Origin of the sequence: Arthrobacter sp. YAF16, from assembly GCF_052113385.1 — a bacterium.
Taxonomy (GTDB): Bacteria; Actinomycetota; Actinomycetes; order Actinomycetales; family Micrococcaceae; genus Arthrobacter.
This window is the reverse complement of sequence record NZ_JBFRDC010000001.1, coordinates 329,940-352,990: the sequence shown is the minus strand read 5'-3', so window position 1 is coordinate 352,990 and position 23,051 is coordinate 329,940. Positions and strand designations below refer to the sequence as shown.

27 protein-coding genes are annotated in these 23,051 nt (G+C 67.6%); 15 read left to right on the top strand and 12 right to left on the bottom strand.

The annotated features are described in order from the left end of the window. Positions 1-85: 85 nt before the first annotated feature. From AB4Y91_RS01710 to AB4Y91_RS01675, 8 genes are all read left to right on the top strand, one after another. Complete coding sequence (locus AB4Y91_RS01710; protein WP_441416850.1) at positions 86-235, top strand: hypothetical protein; 150 nt, start codon at positions 86-88, stop codon at positions 233-235. A 13-nt stretch (positions 236-248) separates the two neighbouring features. Further along, entirely contained in the window at positions 249-506 is a 258-nt protein-coding gene (locus AB4Y91_RS01705; protein ID WP_441416849.1) for a hypothetical protein, read from the top strand. After that, positions 503-2,227 carry a hypothetical protein gene (locus AB4Y91_RS01700; RefSeq protein WP_441416848.1) on the top strand — a complete coding sequence of 575 codons (1,725 nt, stop codon included), beginning with the start codon at positions 503-505 and terminating at the stop codon, positions 2,225-2,227. The genes AB4Y91_RS01705 and AB4Y91_RS01700 overlap by 4 nt, the downstream gene beginning before the upstream one ends. Before the next feature lie 91 nt (positions 2,228-2,318). Then, positions 2,319-3,068: a CPBP family intramembrane glutamic endopeptidase gene (locus tag AB4Y91_RS01695; protein ID WP_441416847.1), complete on the top strand. Its 750-nt coding sequence runs from the start codon at positions 2,319-2,321 to the stop codon at positions 3,066-3,068. A gap of 76 nt (positions 3,069-3,144) precedes the next feature. Continuing rightward, complete coding sequence (locus tag AB4Y91_RS01690; protein ID WP_175321444.1) at positions 3,145-3,585, top strand: VOC family protein; 441 nt, start codon at positions 3,145-3,147, stop codon at positions 3,583-3,585. Positions 3,586-3,606: 21 nt separating this feature from the next. Further along, the gene (locus AB4Y91_RS01685; RefSeq protein WP_441416846.1) at positions 3,607-4,560 is read left to right on the top strand and encodes a 1,4-dihydroxy-2-naphthoyl-CoA synthase; all 954 of its coding nucleotides are present in this window, start codon (positions 3,607-3,609) and stop codon (positions 4,558-4,560) included. 10 nt (positions 4,561-4,570) lie between these two features. Then, positions 4,571-5,734, top strand: coding sequence for an AMP-binding protein (locus AB4Y91_RS01680; protein WP_441416845.1), 1,164 nt, complete (start codon positions 4,571-4,573; stop codon positions 5,732-5,734). Between the two features lie 58 nt (positions 5,735-5,792). Further along, positions 5,793-6,674 (top strand): 1,4-dihydroxy-2-naphthoate polyprenyltransferase, encoded by an 882-nt coding sequence (locus AB4Y91_RS01675; protein ID WP_175321447.1) that lies wholly within the window; start codon positions 5,793-5,795, stop codon positions 6,672-6,674. 75 nt (positions 6,675-6,749) lie between these two features. On the opposite strand, the gene AB4Y91_RS01670 is transcribed toward AB4Y91_RS01675, so the two are convergent. After that, positions 6,750-7,058 carry a DUF4229 domain-containing protein gene (locus AB4Y91_RS01670; protein ID WP_441416844.1) on the bottom strand — a complete coding sequence of 103 codons (309 nt, stop codon included), beginning with the start codon at positions 7,056-7,058 and terminating at the stop codon, positions 6,750-6,752. A gap of 183 nt (positions 7,059-7,241) precedes the next feature. Between AB4Y91_RS01670 and AB4Y91_RS01665 the strand changes: the two genes are divergently transcribed. After that, the gene (locus AB4Y91_RS01665; RefSeq protein WP_441416843.1) at positions 7,242-7,667 is read left to right on the top strand and encodes a PLD nuclease N-terminal domain-containing protein; all 426 of its coding nucleotides are present in this window, start codon (positions 7,242-7,244) and stop codon (positions 7,665-7,667) included. A gap of 225 nt (positions 7,668-7,892) precedes the next feature. Further along, a complete protein-coding gene (locus AB4Y91_RS01660; RefSeq protein WP_441416842.1) occupies positions 7,893-8,861 on the top strand; it encodes a hypothetical protein in 969 nt (322 codons plus the stop codon). A 240-nt stretch (positions 8,862-9,101) separates the two neighbouring features. Here the strand turns inward: AB4Y91_RS01660 and ccsB are convergent, their stop codons facing one another. From ccsB to AB4Y91_RS01635, 5 genes are read right to left on the bottom strand one after another with little or no spacing between them, the layout of a single operon-like run. Further along, the gene (gene ccsB, locus AB4Y91_RS01655; protein WP_441416841.1) at positions 9,102-10,202 is read right to left on the bottom strand and encodes a c-type cytochrome biogenesis protein CcsB; all 1,101 of its coding nucleotides are present in this window, start codon (positions 10,200-10,202) and stop codon (positions 9,102-9,104) included. Continuing rightward, a complete protein-coding gene (gene resB, locus AB4Y91_RS01650; protein WP_441416840.1) occupies positions 10,202-12,031 on the bottom strand; it encodes a cytochrome c biogenesis protein ResB in 1,830 nt (609 codons plus the stop codon). The genes ccsB and resB overlap by 1 nt, the downstream gene beginning before the upstream one ends. Next, positions 12,031-12,786: a cytochrome c biogenesis CcdA family protein gene (locus AB4Y91_RS01645; protein WP_441416839.1), complete on the bottom strand. Its 756-nt coding sequence runs from the start codon at positions 12,784-12,786 to the stop codon at positions 12,031-12,033. Before AB4Y91_RS01645 ends, resB begins: the two co-directional genes overlap by 1 nt. A 10-nt stretch (positions 12,787-12,796) precedes the next feature. Further along, complete coding sequence (locus AB4Y91_RS01640; protein WP_441416838.1) at positions 12,797-13,408, bottom strand: TlpA family protein disulfide reductase; 612 nt, start codon at positions 13,406-13,408, stop codon at positions 12,797-12,799. 2 nt (positions 13,409-13,410) lie between these two features. After that, entirely contained in the window at positions 13,411-14,076 is a 666-nt protein-coding gene (locus AB4Y91_RS01635) for a histidine phosphatase family protein (protein WP_441416837.1), read from the bottom strand. Between the two features lie 214 nt (positions 14,077-14,290). Between AB4Y91_RS01635 and AB4Y91_RS01630 the strand changes: the two genes are divergently transcribed. From AB4Y91_RS01630 to AB4Y91_RS01620, 3 genes are all read left to right on the top strand, one after another. Next, positions 14,291-14,839, top strand: a complete 549-nt coding sequence (locus AB4Y91_RS01630; RefSeq protein WP_175321455.1) for a YceI family protein — start codon at positions 14,291-14,293, stop codon at positions 14,837-14,839. Positions 14,840-15,048: 209 nt separating this feature from the next. Then, complete coding sequence (locus tag AB4Y91_RS01625) at positions 15,049-15,633, top strand: hypothetical protein (protein WP_441416836.1); 585 nt, start codon at positions 15,049-15,051, stop codon at positions 15,631-15,633. A gap of 214 nt (positions 15,634-15,847) precedes the next feature. After that, positions 15,848-16,705, top strand: coding sequence for a hypothetical protein (locus AB4Y91_RS01620; RefSeq protein WP_441417889.1), 858 nt, complete (start codon positions 15,848-15,850; stop codon positions 16,703-16,705). A gap of 47 nt (positions 16,706-16,752) precedes the next feature. Here the strand turns inward: AB4Y91_RS01620 and AB4Y91_RS01615 are convergent, their stop codons facing one another. Both AB4Y91_RS01615 and AB4Y91_RS01610 read right to left on the bottom strand, forming a co-directional pair. Then, positions 16,753-17,448, bottom strand: coding sequence for a redox-sensing transcriptional repressor Rex (locus tag AB4Y91_RS01615; protein ID WP_441416835.1), 696 nt, complete (start codon positions 17,446-17,448; stop codon positions 16,753-16,755). A 103-nt stretch (positions 17,449-17,551) separates the two neighbouring features. Continuing rightward, positions 17,552-17,824 (bottom strand): glutaredoxin family protein, encoded by a 273-nt coding sequence (locus AB4Y91_RS01610; RefSeq protein WP_441416834.1) that lies wholly within the window; start codon positions 17,822-17,824, stop codon positions 17,552-17,554. A 121-nt stretch (positions 17,825-17,945) separates the two neighbouring features. On the opposite strand from AB4Y91_RS01610, the gene AB4Y91_RS01605 reads away from it, so the two are divergent. Next, on the top strand, positions 17,946-18,764 hold the full coding sequence (locus AB4Y91_RS01605; protein WP_441416833.1) for an HAD family hydrolase: 819 nt from the start codon (positions 17,946-17,948) through the stop codon (positions 18,762-18,764). A 163-nt stretch (positions 18,765-18,927) separates the two neighbouring features. Here the strand turns inward: AB4Y91_RS01605 and AB4Y91_RS01600 are convergent, their stop codons facing one another. The 3 genes from AB4Y91_RS01600 to AB4Y91_RS01590 form a co-directional block, all read right to left on the bottom strand. Next, a complete protein-coding gene (locus tag AB4Y91_RS01600) occupies positions 18,928-19,026 on the bottom strand; it encodes a 30S ribosomal protein bS22 (protein ID WP_003792170.1) in 99 nt (32 codons plus the stop codon). A gap of 194 nt (positions 19,027-19,220) precedes the next feature. Continuing rightward, the gene (locus AB4Y91_RS01595) at positions 19,221-19,433 is read right to left on the bottom strand and encodes a helix-turn-helix domain-containing protein (protein WP_346957799.1); all 213 of its coding nucleotides are present in this window, start codon (positions 19,431-19,433) and stop codon (positions 19,221-19,223) included. Between the two features lie 192 nt (positions 19,434-19,625). After that, positions 19,626-20,738 carry a 3-deoxy-7-phosphoheptulonate synthase gene (locus AB4Y91_RS01590; protein WP_441416832.1) on the bottom strand — a complete coding sequence of 371 codons (1,113 nt, stop codon included), beginning with the start codon at positions 20,736-20,738 and terminating at the stop codon, positions 19,626-19,628. Positions 20,739-21,028: 290 nt separating this feature from the next. Between AB4Y91_RS01590 and AB4Y91_RS01585 the strand changes: the two genes are divergently transcribed. After that, a complete protein-coding gene (locus tag AB4Y91_RS01585) occupies positions 21,029-22,399 on the top strand; it encodes an alpha-hydroxy acid oxidase (protein WP_441416831.1) in 1,371 nt (456 codons plus the stop codon). Between the two features lie 87 nt (positions 22,400-22,486). Here the strand turns inward: AB4Y91_RS01585 and AB4Y91_RS01580 are convergent, their stop codons facing one another. Beyond that, positions 22,487-23,029 carry an ArsR/SmtB family transcription factor gene (locus AB4Y91_RS01580; protein ID WP_441416830.1) on the bottom strand — a complete coding sequence of 181 codons (543 nt, stop codon included), beginning with the start codon at positions 23,027-23,029 and terminating at the stop codon, positions 22,487-22,489. Between the last annotated feature and the right edge of the window lie 22 nt (positions 23,030-23,051).

The window sequence follows — 23,051 nt, the reverse complement described above, 5'->3', positions numbered from 1 at the left end:
GGCCATGGCAGCAGTGCCGTGAGTCAGGGGGGACTATGAAACAGAGAGCGCTACTGCCCGCAGTGCTGCTTCTCGTACTGGCAGGGTGTTCGAGCGGCGGTTCCGGTCCGGCCACACCCAGCACCGGCAGCAGCACCGCAGCAACGCCGGCACCATCATCATCATCATCATCATCATCATCAGGATCTCCGGCGCCGAGCGCGTCCGAACCGGCCGATGTTTCCACTTCGCTTAACGCACCCGAGGCCTTGCGCGAGCCCATCTGCCGCGCGACGGCCGACGGGTCGTGGTCCTTCACGGGGACCCTGGTCAACAGCAGCGACAAGAACAAAGTGTTCACCGTGGCAATCGCGGTCACCGCCGGCCCTGCCGTGGCAGGGCACACGATCATCACCAAAACCGTCGCTGCCGGCAAGTCGGCCGAGATTGCAGCACCGAACTTTGCCAAGACCAAGGACAGCGCCGGGACCTGCACACCGGTCGTCTCCGTAGAGGATGCGCCATGAAAAAACTACTTGTCATCTCAGCGGTGGTGCTCGGGCTCGCGGCCGGACCGCTGGCGGTCGGACCGGCCTTCGCCGAGACCGCATCGCTGCCGCAGGACACAGCGAGCCCCACGGCAACCGACACGGCCGCGCCGACCGAGTCGGCGTCGGCCCCCGCCATTCCGGCCCCGGAACTTAGCACGTCCCCGACAGCGACGGCGGAGCCCACCGTGGAGCCGACCTCCACTGTTGCGGAGCCAACGCCGACGCCGACGCCGACTCCGACGGAGGAGCCGACGTCGCCGTCCGTCGTTGTCCTGGGCGCCATCCAGGCGAAATGGACTGCGCTGAAGGGCGCAGCCGGTGCCCTCGGCGCACCGACCGCCAACCAGGCCTGCTCTCTCGACGTCTGCAGCCAGGCGTTCGAAGGCGGATCCGTCTTCTGGACCGCTGCAACCGGCGCGCACCCGGTGCTGCGGACGGCCGGCCACACGGGCCCCCGCTGGCACGCGCAGGGAGGCTTGGCGCTCTACGGCTATCCGGTCACGGACGAAACCGCGGTCACGGGCGGAACCATCCAGAAGTTTTCCAGTGGGCGGTTCCTCACCTGGACCACCAAGGGAATCCAGCAGATCTGGTCACGCGGCGCCATCGGCGCCCTGTGGCGGGCCCAAGGTGAGGCCGCCGGGCTCGGGCTGCCGACCACCGCCGAGGTCTGCGGGCTGACGGCGCGGGGCTGTTCTCAGTTCTTCGCCCATGGAGCGGTGTTCTGGTCCCCGAGGACCCCCGCGCAGGTCCTCAAGGGGACCATCTACACCAGGTGGAAGGCGGCCGGCGCGCAAGCCGGCGTCATGGGCTATCCCACCGGCCCCAGGACCTGTGGCCAGGCTGCCGGCGGATGCCTGCAGCGGTTCCAGGGCGGAACCGTCTACTGGTCCTCGGCAACCGGGTCCTGGATCTCCCGCGGCGGCCTCGGAGCCCGGTACGTCCGGGTGGGGGCCACCCGGAGCAGCCTGGGCTACCCGCTCGCCAACGAAAAGTGCGTTCCGGGGCAGTGCATCCAGGCCTTCCAGCGGGGGTTCATCGGCTGGACGGTGAAGCCGGGATACCGGGTCTTCGGGATGTCGGAGTGCCAGAACCTCAACAACGGCAAGTCCAAGTACCCCACCTACGGCGCGAACCGGGTCCTCCTCACGTGGACCCAGGGCTACGGACTGAACCATGCGACCAACCTGTACTGCATGAAGATCGCCGGGACGTACGTGCCGGACTGGCGGACTGACGGGTACGTCGGTAAGTCCGGGTTCAAGCCGCCGGGAGTTCCGTCCGGCCCCACCCGGAACCTGTTCTCCCCCACCGGATCGTTCTCCGTGACCGAGGCCTTTGGCCTGGGCAACCCCGGCACGAAGCTTGCGTACCGCACGCTCAACCCGCGCTCACGCTGGGGCGGCAACCCCTGGACGGCCACCTACAACAAGTACCACGAGTCCTCCTCCTGGGTTGGCTGGGACGAGAACATGTGGTGGTTCGCCAGCCTGGGCTACTACCGCCAGGGCGTGGTCATCAACTACAACCGGCCGAACATTGTCCAGGATGCGGGCTTCGCCATCTTCCTGCACATGAACAAGATCCCGACGGCCGGCTGCATCTCCCTGGATGACTGGGCGGTGGTGGACTACATCCGCAAGTCCACCCCGGGCGACCGGATCATCATGGGGACCTACGGGGCGCTGTTCCGATAGATTCCCGGCTCTGCAGCTACACGGCTAACGCCCGGCGCCCTCGGCCCGGGCGTTAGCCGTGTCCGCTCGGCGGCGGGGCTAGGCTGGTGGCATGGGTCCCGCTCTCCGTCAACCACCTGCGCCGCGTCCGGAACTGTACGCATTCTCCCGGCTGGACCTCATCACGGCGGGGATTTACGTGGCAGTGGGGGCGGTCTTCGCCACCGCCTCAGGCCTGCTGGCGCCGCTCGTGCTGCAGCTCTCGCCCAATCCGGCGGTGGCGTCCTACGCGGTGAACCTTCTGGTCTATGCGGTCATCGGCCTGCTCGCCCTGTTCGCGGCACGCCAAGTCGCGCGCCGGGATCTCCGCGTCCTGGCCACGAGACCCTGGTTCACCCTCCTGACGGTGCCGCTGGCCGTGGTGGCCGCGATGATCCTGACCGCCATCCTGGTGGCCGTGGCAGGGACCCCGCAAACCTCCGCCAACCAAGCCGGCCTGCAGGCACTCATGCAGCAGGTCCCGGCCTGGCTAATGGTGCCGCTGCTGGTGATTGTGGGCCCCTTCGTGGAGGAGTACATGTTCCGGCACCTGCTGATCGGCAAGTTGAGCCGGAAGCTGAACATCTGGCTCTGCTGCGCGCTCTCCGTCGTGCTGTTCGCGGCCATGCACGTCGTGGGCCAGGAGGCGCTGACGCTGCCCGTGCTGATGCCCTATCTCGCCATGGGCGCCACCCTGGTGTTCGTCTACGTCTGGACGGGCAAGAATGTGATGTTCTCCTACTTCGTCCATGCCTCGAAGAACCTGCTGGCCGTCATCTTCATCTACGCCATCCCGCCGGAAATCCTCGAGCAGCTGCAGTAGCGCCCGGAAAAACAACAGCGAAAGTTGCCCCGGCGGCACCCTAGCGCCGCGGGCGCCGTCGTCGTAGGTTTTTCCCATGGCACTGAACATCCAAATCGCTGTCGACTGCGTCGACCCGCACGCCCTCGCGGACTGGTGGGCCGAAACCCTGGACTGGGCCGTGGAGCCGCAGGACGAGGACTTCATCCGTTCCATGATCAAGCAGGGTTTCGCGACGGACGCGGAGACCAAGCGGCACCACGGAAAGCTTGTCTGGCGGGACGGCGCCGCCATCCGGCCGCCCGAGGACCTGGGCGTCAAGCCCGCCTCACGCCGGATTCTTTTCCAGACCGCGCCGGAGGCGAAGACCGTCAAGAACCGCGTCCACTGGGATGTGAACCTGGCCGGCGCTGACAAGGACGAGGTCCGGGCCGCGCTCGAGGCCCGCGGCGCGACGTACCTGTGGACCGCCAACGAGGGCCCGCATTCCTGGCACACCATGGCGGACCCGGAAGGCAACGAGTTCTGTATCAGCTGAGCCGATTACTAGACTCGGACTGTGAGCAACGAAATCCCCGCCAAGGTATCCGACGTCTTTGACCCCACCCGCTGGCGCACCGTGACCGGCTTCGACGATTTCCAGGACATGACCTACCACCGACAGGTGGAGCGCTCCGCGGACGGCACCGTGGTCCAGGACCTTCCCACCGTCCGGATCGCCTTCAACCGCCCGGAGGTGCGCAACGCGTTCCGGCCCGGCACCGTGGACGAGCTGTACCGGGCCATGGACCACGCCCGGATGACCCCCGATGTCGCCACGGTCCTGCTCACCGGCAACGGCCCCTCCGCCAAGGACGGCGGCCACTCCTTCTGCTCCGGCGGCGACCAGCGGATCCGCGGCCGCGACGGGTATCGGTATGCAGAGGGCGATACCACCGAGACCATCGACCCCGCCCGCGCCGGCCGGCTGCACATCCTTGAGGTCCAGCGGCTCATGCGGACCATGCCCAAGGTGGTCATCGCCGTCGTGAACGGCTGGGCGGCCGGTGGCGGCCACTCGCTGCATGTCGTCTCCGACCTCACCATCGCCTCCCGGCAGCACGGCAAGTTCAAGCAGACCGACGCGACGGTAGGCAGCTTCGACGCCGGCTACGGCTCGGCCCTGCTGGCCCGCCAGATCGGCCAAAAGTCCGCCCGCGAGATCTTCTTCCTGGCCCGCGAATATTCCGCCGAGGACATGGTCCGGATGGGTGCCGTGAACGAGGCCGTGGACCACGAGCGGCTCGAGGAGGTGGCGCTGGAGTACGCCGCGGACATCGCCCGGCAATCCCCGCAGGCCATCCGGATGCTCAAGTTTGCCTTCAACCTCGCCGACGACGGCTTGGCCGGCCAGCAGGTGTTCGCCGGCGAAGCGACGCGGCTGGCTTACATGACGGACGAGGCGGTGGAGGGCAAGGAGGCCTTCCTGGAGAAGCGTGATCCGGACTGGTCCAAGTTCCCGTACTACTTCTAAGGCTGCCGCGATGACTTCCGGAGCGGTGAACATCGAACCCGCCCTCGCTGCCCTCGCAGCTGCCCTCCGCGGGGAGGGTCCCGCCGTCGAGCTGTCCGCCGGCCCGGACGGCTCCCCCGTCGTCGGGCTGGTGGAAACCCCCGGCTTCCAGGACGCCGCCGTCGTGGTGCGGACCTCCGGCTCCACCGGCGTGCCCAAGGCCACGGTGCTGACGGTGGATGCCCTGGCGGCTTCCTCCATGGCAACTGCGATGGCGCTTAAGGGCGAAGGCCAGTGGCTGCTGGCGCTCCCGGTGCAGTTCGTGGCCGGCGTCCAGGTCCTGGTCCGGTCGCTCTTCGCCGGCACCCGGCCCTGGGCGATGGACCTCTCCGGCGGGTTCACCCCGGAGGCCTTCACCACCGCAGCCCTTGAGCTCACGGACAAGATCCGTTTCACCTCCCTGGTTCCCACGCAGCTGCAGCGGCTCCTGGAGCGGCCCTCGGCACAGACGCTGGCCGTGCTCCGGCGCTTCAACGCGGTTCTGCTGGGCGGCGCCCCCGCCTCGGCGGAGTTGCTCGCCGCGGCCCGTGAGGCCGGCGTCCGGGTGGTGACCACCTACGGTTCCGCCGAGACCTGCGGCGGCTGCGTGTACGACGGCGTGCCGCTGGACGGCGTCGAGCTGAAACTCGCCGCGGACGGCCGGATCCTGCTCGGCGGCGCCACCATTGCGGCCGGCTATCTCGACGAGCCGGAGCTCACGGCCTCGGCATTTGTCGAGGACGACGGGATCCGCTGGTACCGCACCAACGACCTCGGCGCGCTGTCCGCGGACGGCACGCTGACCGTGCTGGGCCGGGCCGACGACGTCGTCATCACCGGCGGCGTCAAGGTGTCCGCCGCGCATGTGCAGGCGGAACTGGAGAAGCTCGACGGCGTGCGGGCGGCGTTCGTGGCGGGTGTCCCGTCCGCCGAGTGGGGCCAGGCGCTGGCGGCCTATGTGGTGCTGGCGGACGATTCGCCGGAGGCAGCCGAGGCCTTCACGGCGCGTTTCACCGCCGGCGGCGCGGGGGCGTTGGCGGGGGCCTTGGTTCCTAAAACAGTGCTCACCGCCGCGGAACTGCTGATGCTTCCGAACGGAAAACCGGACCGAATGGGCATGACCGTTCGGCTGGACACCCGTCATCAGGGAAAATAGAAAAGCTTCAAGCAACCCTTTCCACTAGATCAACACCCAAACCAACGAGGTACTGAACGTGGCCACAGCGGCACAATGGATCCAAGGCGCCCGTCTGCGCACCCTGCCGGCCGCAATCGCGCCGGTCCTGATCGGGACTGCAGCCGCCTATGAGATGAACGCGTTCCGGCCCGTCAACGCCCTGCTGGCCGCCATGGTGGCCCTGCTGCTCCAGGTCGGCGTGAACTTCGCCAACGACTACTCCGACGGCATCCGCGGCACCGATGAGGACCGGGTGGGCCCGCTCCGGCTGGTGGGTTCCGGGGTGGCGAAGCCGGAGCACGTCAAGCGGGCAGCGTTCGCGGCGTTCGGCCTGGCGATGCTGTTCGGACTGATCCTGGTCATTATCACGCAGGCCTGGTGGCTGATCCTCGTGGGTGTGGGCTGCGTACTTGCCGCGTGGGGCTACACCGGCGGCAAGAACCCCTACGGCTACCTGGGCCTGGGCGACCTGTTCGTGTTTGTGTTCTTCGGGCTGGTGGCCACGCTGGGCACCACCTACACGCAGGCCGGCCAGCTCAGCCTCGCGGCCATCATCGGTGCGATCGGCACGGGACTCATCGCCTGCGCCCTGCTCATGGCCAACAACGTCCGGGACATTCCCACCGACCGCGTGGCCGGGAAGAAGACGCTGGCTGTCCGGCTGGGCGACAAGCACGCCCGGGAAAGCTACGTGCTGATGCTCGCCGTGGCGATCCTGCTGGTGATTGTGCTTGCGCCCGGTCGGCCTTGGATGCTGATTGTGCTGCTGCTCATCCCGGCCATCCTGATGCCGTCCTGGCTGATGATCGCGGGCCGGCGCCGCAAGAGCCTGATCCCGGTGCTGAAGCAGACCGGGCTGATCAACCTTGGCTACGCCGTGCTGTTCTCGCTCGGCCTGGTGCTGAGCCGCGGCTTCTAAGGCGGGTTCCGGGGGTCCGGCTGGTTCCGCTGGTTCCAGCGGGTTCCGGCTGGTTCCAGGGGGTGCTGACGGGCTCTAGGAGTCCTTGGGCCGGCTGTCGGTGCGCACGGTGACGTCCGGGTGTTCGTCCACCAGGCGGTCTTCGGCGTGGGCGTCGTCGATCTCCCCGGCACTGCGCAGCGGCTTGGCTTTGCCGGAGAAACGCTGGTGGATCGAGGCGGTGGCCGCGTCGCGCTGCTTCTGGAAGAACAGGAAGCTGATGGCGAAGGCCATCATCCCGGCGCAGAGCGCGGCCAGCAGCCAGCCAAGCTGCAAATAGACAAACAGGGCGAACAACGGCACAAACAGTGCCAGACGGATCAGGGAGTATTTCAGGAAAGCCACGCTCCCAGTTTAGCCGTCCCGGCCGGGGCGGGGACCCGGCGGTCCGTCTGCTGCTGAGTGCGGGCACCAGCGCGGCTGCCCGGCGCCGGGCCGCGGGGTAGCGGGCGGCGGGCGGCGGGGTTCCGGGCGGCTGCCGTGCGGGTGCCGGGCGCCGGAAGCTCGCGCGGAGGCTAAACTGAAGCTATGCTCCGTGTCGTGGTACCAATCGTTGTACTGGTCGTCTTTGTCTACGGACTGATCGACCTCATCAGGACTGACGCACGCCTGACCAAGGGCATTTCCAAGCCGGCCTGGATCGTGGTGCAGATCGTTCTCCCGGTGGTCGGCGCAATCCTCTGGTTCCTCATCGGCCGGCCCCGCGGCGAGGCCGCGGCGGCTCCGGCCACGTACCGCCACCCCACCGCCCCGGACGACGATCCCGACTTCCTCCGCAACCTGGAGCTGCGCCGCCGCAACCAGGCGGAGGCTGACCGGCTCAAGAAGCTGAAGGACGAGCTGGACGCCAAGGAGCGCGAGCTGGGCAGCGGCACCGGAGACGCCCGCGGCACGGAATCCGGCGAAGCCCACGGCAGCGGCGACCCCACGCAGGGCACCGACGAGGTCAAGTAGCCGCTCTGCCCCCTGGCGCGTAGACGCTCCCTCTCAGCCGGCGCGTTCCCCTTCCCATTTGCCAGAAATGGCCTGAATCCGGACCCTCGTAGCGGCCATAGCCGGCAAATCGACGCCGCGCACCCGGACCTGCAAACCAGCCTCCACTGGCCCGCTCTTCCCCCACACCCTGCCCGGGCTGTGGACAACGTCAAATCCCGCTCCAGGCGGGCGCAGAATGCTCTTATGCGCCAGCCCAGCGAGCTTCCCCCACAGCTTCACGACAAACCATTCACGCTCGCGGACGCCCGCGCGGCGGGATTGAGCCGGCGTCGAACCCGGTGCCGGGATCTTGTCAGCCCCTGTCACGGAGTGCGCACCGCCGCCACGACGCCGAGCACCCTCCTTGACCGTATGCATGCCCTGGTTGCTGTGACGTGCGCGGTGGTGAGCCATGCAACCGCTGCCCTGCTGTGGGGCTTTCCCCTGCCGGCGTCCGTGGCAAACGTCGACGTCGTTCATCTCACCAGCCGGCCGGGCAATCGGGCTGTGCGTCGAAAGAACGTCGTGGGCCATCAACAGTCGTTTGAACCCGAGGAGATCGTGGCGGGCTCCAGGGTCCACTGCACGTCACCGCTGCGGACGTGGTTCGACCTGGCCAGCATGCTTAGCCTCGACGATCTTGTGATTGCCGGAGACTTCCTGCTCCGCCGAAGGAACCCTTTGTCCACCCTCGACGAGCTAGACGCCTACCTTCAAGGACGAAAAGGAAAGCCGGGCTACCAGAAGGCCGCGCGGGCTCGGATCCTGATGCGCTCAGGCACGGACTCCCCCAAGGAGACCGAACTCCGGTTGCTTCTTCTCCGCCATGGCCTCCCCGAACCCGCAGTCAACGTGCCCATGTTCGACGAAACCGGCCGCTGGATCCAGGACCCTGATTTGTCCTATGAAGTGGAACGGGTCGCAATCCAATACGACGGCGGGCATCACGCCACTCCGGCGCAACGGCGCAGCGATATTTTCCGGGACGAAAACGCGCGGGATGCCGGGTGGCGGGTAGTCGTGCTGACCCAGTGGGACTTGACCCCGTTGGGCCCGGGCATGGAGCCAACAGCGGTCACCAGGGTACGGGCGGCGCTCGTGGAGCGGGGCTGGATGCCCGATCGTGGCCCGGCCCGGAGGCGACGTTCCGCACGCACCACGGCGTCCATCTGACAGGAATGGCCGCTAAGCGGGGTGGCTTAGCGGCCATTTGTGGCGAATCGACGATTCAGGCCCGAGGGTTAGCGGCCACTGTGGCGAATCGCGGCGGTTCGGGGTGCGGGCCTGGTTGGTGCGGCGCCGTTTGGCCGATCTGACACAGATGGCCGCTAAGCAGGGTGGCTTAGCGGCCATCTGTGGCGAATGGACGAGGAATCTAAGCGCCCAACCCTGGCGAAGCGAACTCCCGGTGCCTTACAGCCCCGAGTAGGAGTGCAGTCCGTTGAAGAACTGGTTCACGATGGTGAAGTTGAAGACCACGCACAGGTAGCCGACGATCGAGAGCCAGGCCGCGCGGGTTCCGGTCCAGCCGCGGGTGGCGCGGGCGTGGAGGTAGCCGGCGTAGACCACCCAGATCACGAAGGTCCAGACTTCCTTGGTGTCCCAGCCCCAGAAGCGGCCCCAGGCCTTCTCGGCCCAGATGGCGCCGAACATCAGCGTGAACGTCCAGCCGACGAAGGCGATCGCGTTGATCCGGTAGGACAGGTTTTCCAGGCTCAGGGCGTTGGGGACCAGGCGCATGAAGCCCAGCTTGTCTGCCCCGCCCGCGGCAATGGTCTTCTGCCGGTGCGACTGGACCAGCTGCAGCGCGGACATCGCGAAGGTCAGGGTGAACAGGGCTGAGGACATCACCGCGATGGAGACGTGGATGATCAGCCAGTAGCTCTGCAGCGCCGGCACGAGGTGGCCCACGGGCGTCCAGAACGCGACCGAGGCCGCGACCAGCATGATGATGGCCAGGCCGATCACGAACGTGCCCAGGAACCGCAGGTCGCGGCGGATCAGCACCAGCAGGAAGACCGCCACCGCCACGAACGCGCCGGTGGTCAGGAACTCGTACATGTTGCCCCACGGCACCCGGCCCGCGCCGATCGCGCGGGTGATGACGCCGGCCGCGTGGATGGCGGCGCCCAGCACGGCGAGGGCGACGGCGACCCGGGCCGGAACCCGGCGTTCGGCGCCGTAGCGCATGCCGCCGTCGGCGGTCACGCCGGCTCCGCTTGCCCGGCTGCCCGAGACCGACGACGTCGGGCGCTCGGCCCGTCCGACAGGGCCGCTGACGTCGGAAGCGGCGCGGTCAACGGCGGCGGAGGAGCCACCGACGCCGGCGCCCACCGGGACACGGACCGTCTCGGCTCCGGACAGCTCTGCCGCCTTCAGGTCCACCGCGCGCAGGGTCTTGCTGCTCTTGGCCAGGTCCCAGGCGAAGGCGATGAAGGCCACCGTGTAGGTGCCGGCCGCGAGCAGCATAAAGAGCTCGCTGTACTGGCCCATGGTTTCGTTGATGGGGAACATTACTGATCCTTCTTTGACTCAGGAGAGCCTACTGTGGACTGGATGAAGTCTGCTGCGGGTTGGTCCGTGGAGGCCTGCGCGCCGGCGTCGGCGCGTGCGCCGGTGTCCGCCCGGTCATTATCCGCTGTCGCGCTGGGAACAGGCTGGGAATCCTCCCCCGAATCGTCCGCGGCCCCATCATCGAGCGGCCAGGCTGCCGACAGCAGGGCCCGGATGGCGGCGGCTTCCCCGGCCAGGCGGTGGTCCTCGCCGCGGGCCAGGAGACCGTACTCCACCATGGTGCGGCCGTCCTCGTGGGTGCCGGTGCGGACCCAGACGCGGCGGCGGTTGACGTACAGCGACGTGACCAGGCCGGCGACGGCGAGCAGGGCGAAGAACAAGGCGTAGCCCTGGCCGGGGTTGTGGTGGATGTCCACGCCGATGTAACGCTTCACGCCGTCGAAGCTGATGGTGCCCTTGCCGTTGGGCAGGGTGTGGGTGGTCCCGGGGGTCAGCACGATGCCCTTGGTGGGCAGGTTGCGGGCGTTTAGCGGCGTCAGTTTCTTCACATCGAGCTCGAACACGTTCTGCGGCGAGCCGCTGTTCAGTCCGAGGTCGCCGTAGTACGAGTTCAGCGTCAGCTGCGGGTTGAACAGTTCAGGATCGCCGCTGAAGGAAACTCCTTCCTTCGTGATGAACGCGGTAGGCAGGAAGAAGCCCGCGAAGGCCAGCTGCTCCGGCTTGGCATCGGGGACCTTGATGACCACGGAGGAGTAGTAGTTGTCGCCTTGCAGCTTGGCCACCACCGGTCCCTGCATGGCGATGTTGCCGGCGCCGTCGCGCACCGTGACCACCGGGGCGTAGCCGTTGCCGGTCAGGTAGACGCTGGTGCCGCCCAGGCTGAGCGGGTCATTGACCTTCAGCACCTCCTGCTTGGCAGGCGCGCCCGGGTTCTCCTTGGTGGTGACGTCAGCCTTGAAGTCGATGGGCTGGCCGAACTTGCCCTTCGATTCGCGGTCGAAGGTGATGTGGAACTTGTCCAGCTGGATGGAGTACGGCTCCAGCTGGCTGCTCTGGAAATTGGTGCCCGGGGTGAACTGGTCGTAGCCCACCAGGGTGTTCACGAAGGTGTCCCCCTCGACCAGGATCCGTTGGCCGCTGTAGCCGAACAAGCCACCGGCCGCGACGGACACCAGGACACCGATCAGGGCGGTGTGGAAGACAAGGTTGCCGACCTCCCGGAAGAAGCCGCGTTCCGCGCCGAGCGAGGGCCGTTCGCTGTCGCGGTCCCGCACATCGACGCGGTAGCCGCGCTTCCTCAGCAGGGCGGCGGCGTCGTCAATGGCGCGCGACGCCGGGATCCCGGCGTCGGCGGGGACCACCAGGGTGCCGTACTCGGGCAGCCGGGACAGCCGTGCCGGGGTGCGCGGGGGCTGGGAGCGCATGGCTTTGTAGTGCACGATGGCGCGGGGCACGACGCAGCCGATCAGCGAGATGAACAGCAGGATGTAAATCGCGGAGAACCACGCCGAGGAGTAGACATCGTAGAGCTGCAGGGAGTCCAGGATCTTGCCGTAGTCCGGGTGGTCCTTGATGTACTGGGTGACCACCGCAGGGTTAGCGGGCCGCTGCGGGAAGAGCGATCCGGGCACCGCGGCGACGGCGAGCAGCAGCAGCAGGAACAGCGCGGTGCGCATGCTGGTCAGCTGCGTCCACGCCCAGCGGAGCATGCCCACCGGCCCCAGCGAGGGCAGCACAGCGCCTGCCTTCGCGGCTTCGACGGGACTGGTTCCGTGATCGGGCGTGCCGGGGGACGGGGATTTCTTCTCTACGTTCACTCGCTCGCTCATCAGATCGGCAATTTCACATCGGTTTGGAACCAGTACTGCAGCCCGGACACCCAGGCACCCCACACCCCGCTGGCCATCAGCACGCCCAGCACAATCAGGATTCCGCCGCCGGTGCGCTGGATGGCGAGCCGGTGTTTGCGGAAGAAGGAGAGCACCCCGACGCCGCGGCGGACGGCCAGGGCGATCAGCAGGAAGGGAATGCCCAGCCCAAGGCTATACACGAAGGCCAGCAGGGCGCCCTTCGCCGCGGACGATCCCCCGGAAAGGCTCAGCAGCTGCACCGCCGAATAGGTCGGGCCGATGCACGGGGCCCAGCCGAGGCCGAAGGTGATGCCCAGCAGCGGCGCACCCCAAAGCCCGGCTGGCGGCTTGGCGTGGATCTTCGCGTCGCGCTGCAGCCAGGAGAAGCCGCCCATGAACACGACGCCCATCACGATCACCAGCACGCCGAGCAGTTGCGTAATCCAGGCGTTCTGCGAGCCGGTGATCAGCGTTCCCAGCTGGCCGAAGGCCCCGCCGAGGAGCACGAAGATCACCGAGAAGCCGAGGACGAACAATCCGATCCCGGCCAGCATCCGGCCCCGCTTCTGCTTCTGCAGGTCGACGCCGGTCAGGCCCGTCACGTACCCGAGGTATCCGGGCACCAACGGCAGCACGCAGGGCGAGAGGAAGGATACGAGTCCGGCCAGCAGCGCCACCGGGATGGCGAGCAGCAGCGAACCGTTCAGGATGGCTTCGGCGAAGGGGCTGTTCACGGCGCCGGCCTTACTCGGCCACGGCGGCGGCGATGAGGGACTTGAGGGTGCCCTTCTGGATTTCGCCAAGCACCCGGGAGGCGACTCGGCCCTGCTTGTCGAGCACCAGCGTGGTGGGGACCGCGCCGGGCGGAACCAGCCCGGAGACGGCCAGCAGAACCGCGCCGTCCTTGTCGTTGAAGCTCGGGTACGTCAGGTTGAAGGTCTTGTCGAACGCTTCAGCCGTTGGTTTTTCGTCCCTCAGGTTGACGCCGAAGAACTGGACGCCCTGGCTCTTGAACTCCTGGTGCAGGGCCTCCAGCGACGGCGCCTCCACCCGGCACGGCGCGCAGGCGGCGAACCAGAAGTTGAGCACCGTCACCTTGCCCTGAAACTGCGACGCCGTGACTTCGGTGCCGTCGAACAGGGTGCCCTTGATCTCCACCGGTTTTTTCCGGTCGGCAGCGGCGAATTCGGTCACCGAGCCGTCGCCGGCGACGTAGTTCTTGTTATCCCCCGCCTTGGCCTGCTTGGCGAGGTCGTCCTCCTGGGCGCAGCCGGTCAGACCCAGCATGGCGGCCAGGGCCGCACCGCCGGCGGTGAGGACGCCGCGGCGGGACAGACGGGAGTCGTCGTCGAACATGCTCAGGCTCCCGGGGTGCTGGAGGCACCGGGCAGGAGGACGGCGGCGGGCTCGCTGTAGTCGACGCGAAGCAGCGTCCCGTCGTCGTTGAATACGAGGGAGGTCACGGAGGTGAGCGTGCATTCGCGCTTGCGTGGGTCGTGCCACAACGGCCTGCCCTCGGCGCTGAGCCGGGTGGCCCAGATGGGCAGCTGGTGGCTCACCAGGATGGCCTCGGCGCCGTCGCCGCCGAGCTCGACGGCCCGCAGGCGTGCGTCCTGCACCGCGGCGGTCACGCGCGCGGCCTGCTCTTTGTACGGCTCGCCCCAGGACGGCCGGAGCGGGTTGCGGAGCATCGGCCAGTGCTTCGGTTTGAAGATCTCGCCTTTGGACACCTGCATCCCCTGGAAGTAGTTGGCGGCCTCGATGATCCGCTCCTCGGTGGCGATTTCAAGGCCGAGGGCCTCGGAGATCGGCTGCGCCGTTTCCTGCGCACGGGTCAGCGGGGACGCCGCGAGGTGCACGATCTTCGCCCCCTGCGCGGCGCGGTCACTGAAGTGCTCGGCAAGCATCCGGGCCATCTGCTGACCCAGTTCGGAGAGGTGGAACTCGGGCAGCCTGCCGTACAGGACGCCTTCGGGATTGTGGACCTCGCCGTGGCGGAGCAAGTGAACAGTGGCTTGGGGCATGTGTACCAGTTTCTCAAAGGGCAGGGGCAATGACGAAATCTTCTACAAGAGGTAGAACTGAAACTTTTTGGGAAATGTTCCCCGGGGGTGGAATAAAAGATGCAAATGCATGTTTATACTGGGTGAAGCAGTTAGTTGAGACTTCAACCAATGAAGTGAAGACCGACGATCAGATGAACTTCCGCACGACCCACCCGACTCAAGGAGAATCACCATGGCACTTCCCGCCAACCTCACCACCGGCACCTGGACCCTCGACTCCTCGCACAGCGAAATCGGCTTCACCGTCCGCCACGCGGGCATCAGCAAAGTCCGCGGCCAGTTCAAGGAAGCCGACGCAACCCTGGACCTCGCCGAGAACGTCGCCGACTCCAAGGTGAACGCCACCATCAAGACCGCGAGCTTCGACTCCGGCGACGTCAACCGCGACGGCCACGTCCGCGGCGAAGACTTCTTCGACGTCGAGAAGTTCCCGGAGATCTCCTTCGTCTCCAACGCCATCGTCCCCAAGGGCGACGCCTACGAGCTCCAGGGCGACCTCACGATCAAGGGTGTCACCCGTCCCGTAGCGCTGGAAACCGAGCTCAACGGCGTGGCCGTTGACCCGTTCGGCAACACCCGCGCCGGCCTGACCGCCGAGACCACAATCAGCCGCAAGGACTTCGGCCTGACCTGGAACGCCGTCCTCGAGGCTGGCGGCGTGCTGGTCAGCGACAAGGTTGCCATCAACCTCGAACTGGCCTTCATCGCCCCCGCAGCGTAGTCCGCGCCGCCCCGAGCGGCGGACAGGGCCCGTCCACGCGACGCCCTCTTCAACACCCCGCGCCATCCCCGGATGGCGCGGGGTGTTTGGTTTAACCGGGGCCGCTTCGGGGGCTGACTTGGGCGCGTTCCACGAGCGCGCCGGGCGGCCTCCGCTCCCGCCCCGGAGTCAGCTAGGAACCACCGGTTCCGCGGTCTAAAGTGAAATCCATGAGCAATACCGGCGACGTCCCCGAGCCCGATCAGCCAGGCGCCATTCCGCCGGAACCGGGCAGCGTTCCGCCGGTCGGACCGGGTCAGCCCGGGCGGTTCGGCGGGTTCCGGATCGAGTGGCCGGCCGACCGGCCGCGGAACTTCCGGGACGCGCTCCCCCTGGGCGGTTATTCCGGGATCCTCAACCTCCCGGCCATGCCCACGGAGCTGAAGATCTCCTACTGGGTCTGGGTGATTGGCGGGTTACTCGGCCTGCTCGCAGGCGTGATCGGGCTCTTCGGCACCCTGGTCCTCTTTGTGGTCTCGCCCCCGGCCGGCATCCTGCTGCTATTGCTGGTGCTGGTGGCGGTGGCCCTGGCCGCGGCACAGGTCACGCTGGCGATGAAGATGAAGGAGGGCTGGGAATGGGCCAGGTTCGCCCTCACCATCGCCGCCGGCGTCAGCCTGGTGCTCGCCCTGGCCAGCATCGGCGTCGCGGGAGGCGGAAGCTGGCCCGGCTTCGTCATCAGCCTGGTGGCGACCGTGCTGATGTGGCTGCCGAAGTCGCAGGCCTGGTTCGACGCGTTCAAGGGCCGTTCCTGACCTTCCTCGGCACCAGGCTGCTCCTCGGTGGCTTTGCCTCCGGAAACGCGGATACCCGCGTGCCGGCGGCTCCAAAAATGCCCCTCAGAATACCTCCGCGGAATGACCCAAACCGCCGCGAGCGCGGGGTACGGTGTAGTTAAACCATGCTGGGGGCAGGGTGAAGACACTGGTCCCGGTAGCCCATCCCGTCATCGAAATGCAAAGGACCGCCATGAGTAACCCGCCAGTCGAGCCTTCCAGCCCGGACGGACCCGAGTCGGGCAAGCAGGCTCCGCAGTACGGCCAGAATGCTCCCCAGTTCGGACAGCAGCCGCCGGCTCCGCAGTATGGGCAGAATGCCCCGCAGGCGCCCCAGTACGGCCAGCAGGCTCCGCAGTATGGCCAGAACGCCCCGCAGGCGCCCCAGTACGGGCAGCAGGCTCCGCAGTACGGGCAAAACGGGCCCCAGTACGGGCAGCAGGCTCCCGGCTATGGCCAGCAGCCGCCGGCCTACGGGCAGGCCCCGGGCCAGTTCGGCCAGAGCCCCTACGGCCAATCCCCTTACGCGCAGTATCCGTCGGAACTCCCCACCGGTGGAGCCGGGACCAGGCCGCCGCAGCTCGACCTCGCCTTCTGGCTCATCATCGGTGCGGGCATCCTGTCCCTCATCAGCAGCCTGGTTGTGTCCTTTACCGGGGCGGACTACTTTGAGACCGCGATGCAGCAGGCCGGCGCCCAGCAGGGCAGGAGACTCTCAGCGGACGAACTCAATGCGGTGCGGGCAATCGTCCCCATCAGCGGCATCATTGGCGGCCTCATCTCCTTCGGGCTCTACGCGCTGGTCGCATTCCCGGTCCGCAAGGGCAAGAATTGGGCCCGCATCCTGGGAACGGTCTTTGCCGCCCTGTCGCTGTTTGGCCTGTTCGGCGGCGTATTCGCCTTCGGCGCACTCTCCGGCGTGCTGCAGATCATCGTGATCCTGATGGGCGTGGCCGGCATCGTGATCCTGTACCTGCCGACGGTTTCCCCCTACTTCCAGAAGCAGCAGCCGTTCTCCAACCCGTACGCGCAGAACCCCTACGGCCGCTAACCAAGCACCGCTGCAGAGGGCGCGGGAGCCGGATGGGCCGACTGAAGTCAGTCGGCGTCTTCCGGGTCCTGCGCCCTTTGTGCGTGGTAGGCGAGAATCTGCAGTTCGGTGGCCATATCCACCTTGCGGAGATTGACTCCCGGCGGGACCTGCAGCATGACCGGGGCGAAGCTCAGGATGCTGCGCACGCCTGCGGCCACTACCCGGTCGCACACGCTTTGCGCCACGGCCGCGGGCAGCGCCAGGACCACCATGTTGGTCCCGGTGCGGCGCAGCACGGCTTCCAGATCTGCGGCGTCGCTCACCCGCAGCCAGCCAACCTCGCTGCCCACCACCATCTGGTCGGCGTCGAAGATCGCCACGATGTCAAAGCCCCGGGACTCGAAGCCGCCGTACCGGGCGAGGGCCTTGCCGAGGTTGCCGGCGCCGACGATCGCAACTTTCCAGTCATGGGTCAAACCCAGGGCCGCGGCAATGTGCCGGTTCAGGTACTGCACCTCATAGCCCACGCCCCGCGTTCCATAGGACCCCACATAGGAGAGGTCCTTGCGGAGGGTGGAGGAACTGACGCCCGAAGCCTCGGCGAGCGATTCAGAGGAGACCCGGTCCACCCCCTCGGCCAGCAAAGTGGTCAGGGCGCGCAAATAGATCGTCAGCCGCGCCACGGCCGCGGGCGGGATCTGCTTGGCAGCAGGTCCGGCCGCCCCGGGCAGGGCGTCGGGTGAAGAATCCAGCGAAGTCACTATCTGCTCCATTGCGTCGCGTTGTGACTCCACTCTAGAGCCCCCGCAGTTCGGGCCACAAAGCCGGGGACCGCGTCGCCGCAGCCGCTTGCCCGGGGTGCACTCAGGCTGACTGGCCGAGGGCGCGGCGCAGGGTTCGGGCCAGCCGAACCTCGTCGATCCGCCAGAAATCCCGCTGGACCCCGTCCACCAGCAGTACCGGGATCTCCTCGGCGTAGCGCTCGCGCAGGACATCGTCGTCGTCGATGGACCGCTCGGACCAGCCGAGTCCCAGCGCAGCGGTGACCCGGCCGACGGCGTCGCGCGCGTCCGCGCACAGGTGGCAGTCAGCTTTGGTGATGAGTACGACATCGGGAAGGGGCGCGGGTATGGCCATGGTTCCACGGTAGCCCGGCGCCCGGCCCGGCGTCGACGCGACCTGGTGTTCCAGCCGGGCGGCCGGTGCGGCGGGGCCCCTTCTGCGCGTGGGATCCCCCGCCATTGACTAGACTCGTGGCATGCCCGAGGAGAAGATCGTCGCTGTGGCCACGCGGCCTGTTGCGTCACCGCAGCACGGCGAAGCCGCCTTCTTCGACGTTGACAACACCCTTATGAGGGGCGCCAGTCTCTTCCACGTGGCCCGCAAAATGCATCAGCGCGGGGCGTTCACCATTCCCCAGGCGGCGGGCTTTGCCTGGAAGCAGCTGATGTTCGTGTTCCGCGGCGAGAACATGGACGACGTCCACGCCGTCCGCGACACCGCCCTGAGCCTCGCCTCGGGTTTCACCGTGCAGGACATCGAAGCCCTCGGCGAGGAAGTCTACGACGAGATGATCGAGTCCCGGATCTGGCCCGGCACCAAGGCCCTGGCCGAACAGCACCTGCGGGTGGGCCGCCGGGTCTGGTTGGTCACGGCCACGCCGATCGAGGTGGCCACCGTCATTTCCACCCGGCTGGGCCTCACCGGCGCCCTCGGCACCGTGGGCGAGATCCACGACGGCTCCTACACCGGACGGCTGGTGGGCGAGATCCTGCACGGCCCGGCCAAGGCCGTCGCAGTCCGCGGCATTGCCGAGGCGGAGGGCCTGGACCTGAACCGCTGCTGGGCCTACAGCGACTCCCACAATGACATTCCGCTACTCAGCATGGTCGGGCACCCGGTGGCCATCAACCCCGACGCCCGGCTGCGCCGCCACGCCCGCGAACACAACTGGCCGGTCTACGACTTCCGGTCCGGCCGTCGCGCCGCGACCCTGGGCCTGAAGGCCGCAACCGTCGGCGGGGCCATCTACGGTCTCTGGCGGGGCTTCTCCCGCTTCCGCGGCCCCACGGCCTAAGCGCACTCCGGGGCCAGCCCGCTACGCGTTCGGACGGGCGCACCCCGGATCCCGGGTGCCCCTGTCCGGATCCGCCGCGTATTGCCGGATCCGCCGCGCGTTGCCGAAAAGAAAATGCCCGCCGCCGAAAAGGCAACGGGCATTGACGCTGTTCGAAGTATCTCTACTTCTTGTTGCGACGCTGGTGGCGCGTCTTGCGAAGCAGCTTGCGGTGCTTCTTCTTGGCCATACGCTTGCGACGCTTCTTAATAACTGAACCCACGAAAGTTCCTTACCGGCTAGATGCAGTACCTGCCCGTTGGGAAGGGTCCGCGGGCTAAGCAAGCAGACTGAACAACTGACAGGTTCTTACAATGACGTAAAACGTTCCTTAACAGGGTACCGCCTATCCGGGGCACACCACGACCGCAGGCCCCGCGAAGGGGTCTGCCGCGGCCCGGTGCGACAGCGGAAGACTCAGGCCGTCTCAGTACGTCCGTCAACAACAGCACCCTTGAGATACTGTTCGACGGCGTTTTCCGGAACCCGGTAGGAGCGACCAAAGCGCACCGCCGGCATTTCGCCGGAGTGCACCAGGCGATACACGGTCATCTTTGATACCCGCATTACATCCGCGACCTCGGCCACGGTGAGAAAGCGCGCGTTGGAGAAGTTGGCCTCCGAAGACATTTCCCTATTCCTTTTGCTCAAGCGAACGGCTGCCCCGTCTGAACGACATGGCGGTGTGCCGATGCTGAGCCATCAAACAACCATGTGCTAGATACTCTAGGGGTTCATGGTGCCAATGTGAAAGGTTTCCGCAGGATTCTGCGAAGGATTTCCGCAGGATTTTCCCGCTTGGCCCCTCCTGCGCCCCCGCGTTCAACCCCGGACCCGCCGGGTGCGTGCCGACGCCGCCAGCTGGCCGAGCAGCGACGCCGTCACGTCCCAGTCCATGCAGGCATCCGTGACGCTCTGGCCGTACAGCAGCTGGTCGGTTCCCGCGGCGTGTTCGGCAACGTCAAGGGACTGCGCCCCGCCCACCAGGAAGCTCTCCAGCATGACGCCGGCGATGGCGGACGCGGAGGCCCCGCCGTCCTCGAGCTGGGCACCGATCTCCAGCGCGACCTCGGCCTGCCGGTGGTGGTTCTTGCCGCTATTGGCGTGGCTCGCGTCCACGATCAGCCGCGGGTTCAGCTGCCTGGCGGCGAGCCGGGCGGAGGCGGCTTCGACGTCGGCGGCGGAGAAGTTCGGGCCGTCGCTGCCGCCGCGCAGGATGACGTGGGTGTCCGGGTTTCCGGCGGTGCTGACCAGCGCGGCCCTTCCGTCGCCGTCGATCCCCAGGAAGGCCTGGGCGGCACCCGCAGCACTGCAGGCGTCAAGCGCTACCTGCAGGCCGCCGTCGGTCCCGTTCTTGAAGCCGATCGGCATGGACAGCCCGGACGCCAGCTGGCGGTGGATCTGGCTTTCCGTGGTGCGCGCCCCGATGGCACCCCAGGCGACGAGGTCCGCCATGTACTGCGGGCTGATGGGCTCGAGGAATTCCGTGGCGGTGGGCAGTCCCAGTGCAGTGACCTGGCGCAGGAACTGGCGGGCGGCGCGCAGACCCGCGGCAATGTCGTGGCTGCCGTCGAGCCGCGGATCGTTGATCAGGCCCTTCCAACCGACCGTGGTGCGCGGCTTCTCGAAGTAGGTGCGCATGACGATCAGCAGGTCTTCGCGGTGTTTCTCGGCCTGGCTGACCAGCCGGCGGGCGTATTCCAGTCCGGCCTTGGGATCGTGGATGGAGCACGGGCCCACGATCACCAGGAGCCGGTCGTCGACGCCGTCCATGATCGCGCGGACCTCGTCCCGGCCGCGGCCGACGACCTCGGAGCCGCGGGCATCCAGCGGGAGTTCCGCGATCATCTCCTGCGGGGTGGGCAGCGCGGTGAATTGGCTGACGCGCAGGTTGGACGTGGTCTGCTGGCTGTCAGGGGCTGCTTCGATGCTCATGGTGGGTCCTGTTCCGGGTGCGGAGCGGGCCCTGATCAGAACCCGCCGGAGAAATGGCGAAGGGCAGAGGATGATCTCTGCCCTGTTGGCTCTGAAGGTGTGTTGGATGCGTGTCAGTTAGACGCGGGCCCCTCCAGAGCCAACGAAAAATACGCATACCAACGGTTAGTCATGCCACCGACCATAGCTCCGTCAACAGCCGGAGGGCAAAGCGGCGCCGTAATATTCCGACGGCGTCCCTTAGAGTGTGGTTGGACCACAGACTGTGACGAGACGCACCGGAGGCAGCAATGACGCAACCCCCCATCATGGGCAACCCCGAGGCCCCGACGACAGCGGAGGACACCGCCACCAGCCATCACACCGGCGGGACGTCCGCCAACGGGACGCCCACCGCCGGCAGGGGCCCGGTGCCGCGCGTGGGCGGACTGCCTGCCGCCCTCAAGCGCCGGGTGCCAAAGTACGCTGACCTCGCACCGCTGATGCAATTCCAGAAGCCGGACTTCGGCCGCGAGGCGAAGCTGCGCCGGGCCAGCACCATCTGGGATCTGCGGGACATCGCCAAGCGTCGCACCCCGAAGGCGCCGTTCGACTACACGGACGGGGCGGCCGAGGCCGAGATCACCCTGCGCCGGGCCCGCCAGGCCTTCCTGGACATCGAATTCCGTCCCGGCATCCTGCGCGACGTCTCCAGCGTGGACCTCGGCACCGAGATCCTGGGCAAGGCCGCCCGGCTGCCCTTCGGCATCGCGCCCACCGGCTTCACCCGGATGATGCAGTCCGAGGGCGAGTACGCCGGTTCCCGGGCCGCCGCGGCCGCCGGCATTCCGTACACGCTCTCCACCATGGGCACCGCGTCGATCGAGGACGTGGCCGCCGCGGCCCCGGACGGCCGCAACTGGTTCCAGCTGTATCTGTGGACGGACAGGGACCGTTCGCTGGAACTGATCGAACGCGCCGCCCAGGCAGGCAACGACACGCTCATGGTGACGGTGGATACCGCCGTCGCGGGCGCCCGCCTGCGCGATGTCCGCAACGGCATGACCATCCCTCCGGCGCTGACGCTCAAGACCGTGCTGGACGCTTCCTACCGGCCCGCGTGGTGGTTCAATTTCCTCACGCACGAGCCGCTGACCTTCGCCTCGCTGTCGCGCTACACCGGCACCGTGGCAGACCTGATCAACTCCATGTTCGATCCCACCCTGACCTTCGCGGACCTCGACTGGCTGCGTGAAACCTGGAAAGGCAAGCTCGTGGTCAAGGGCATCCAGACCGTCGACGACGCGCGCAAGGTCGTGGACCACGGCGCGGACGGCATCGTGCTCTCCAACCACGGCGGCCGCCAGCTGGACCGGGCCCCCATCCCCTTTCACCTGCTCCCGGAGGTCTCCGCGGCGCTCAAGGCGGACAACAGCGACGCTGCAGTCATCCTGGACACCGGCATCATGAGCGGCGCGGACATCATCGCGGCACTGGCGCTGGGTGCGGACTTCACCCTGATCGGCCGCGCCTACCTTTACGGCCTGATGGCCGGCGGCCGGGCCGGGGTGGACAGGGCCATCCAGATCCTCGAGACGGACATGCGACGCACCATGGCGCTGCTGGGCGTCAGCCGGATCTCCGAGCTCACCCCGGACCACGTCCGGCTCCTCGCCAGATAGCCCACGGTTCCGCGAGAGGGCAGTTCGCGGCAGTGTTTGTGCCGAACACTGCCGCGAACTGCCATCTGGGCGCGGCAGTGGGGCCTGCTACTTTTTCCGGCCGAATTTTGGCAGGTTCGCCAGCAGGTCCGCGGCGCGGGTGGCGGCGCGGCCAACGGTCCGGCCGATCTGCTGCGGCCGTTTGTCCTCCCCGGCGGTGCCGACGGGGAGGGCGACGGCGGGGCTGAGCGTGCTGCCCGCGGTACGTTCGGCCAACGCCGCTGCGGCCGGTTCCGCTGCAGTCGGCGGGGTAGTCACGGCGGCGGCAAGACTGTCCGGGCCGGGTGCCGGGGTGGCGGGCGGCGTCGAGGGCTCGGCAGCGGCAGCGCGGCCGACGTCGAACGTCTCGAGCCAACTGGCGACGCCGGCCAGCGGCTTGGGGTTGAGCGCGTAGTATCGCTTCTGGCCTTGGGCGCGCATGCTGACCAGGTCGGCTTCGCGCAGGACCTTAAGGTGCTTGGAAATGGTGGGCTGGCTCGCCTCGAGCTCCTGGACCAGCTCCCCCACCGCTTTGTCCCCGTTGCGGAGGGACACCAGAATGTCACGCCGGGTTGCCTCAGCAATGACGGCAAATACGTCGTCTGTCACCATGCCCTCCACCCTAGCGACATAT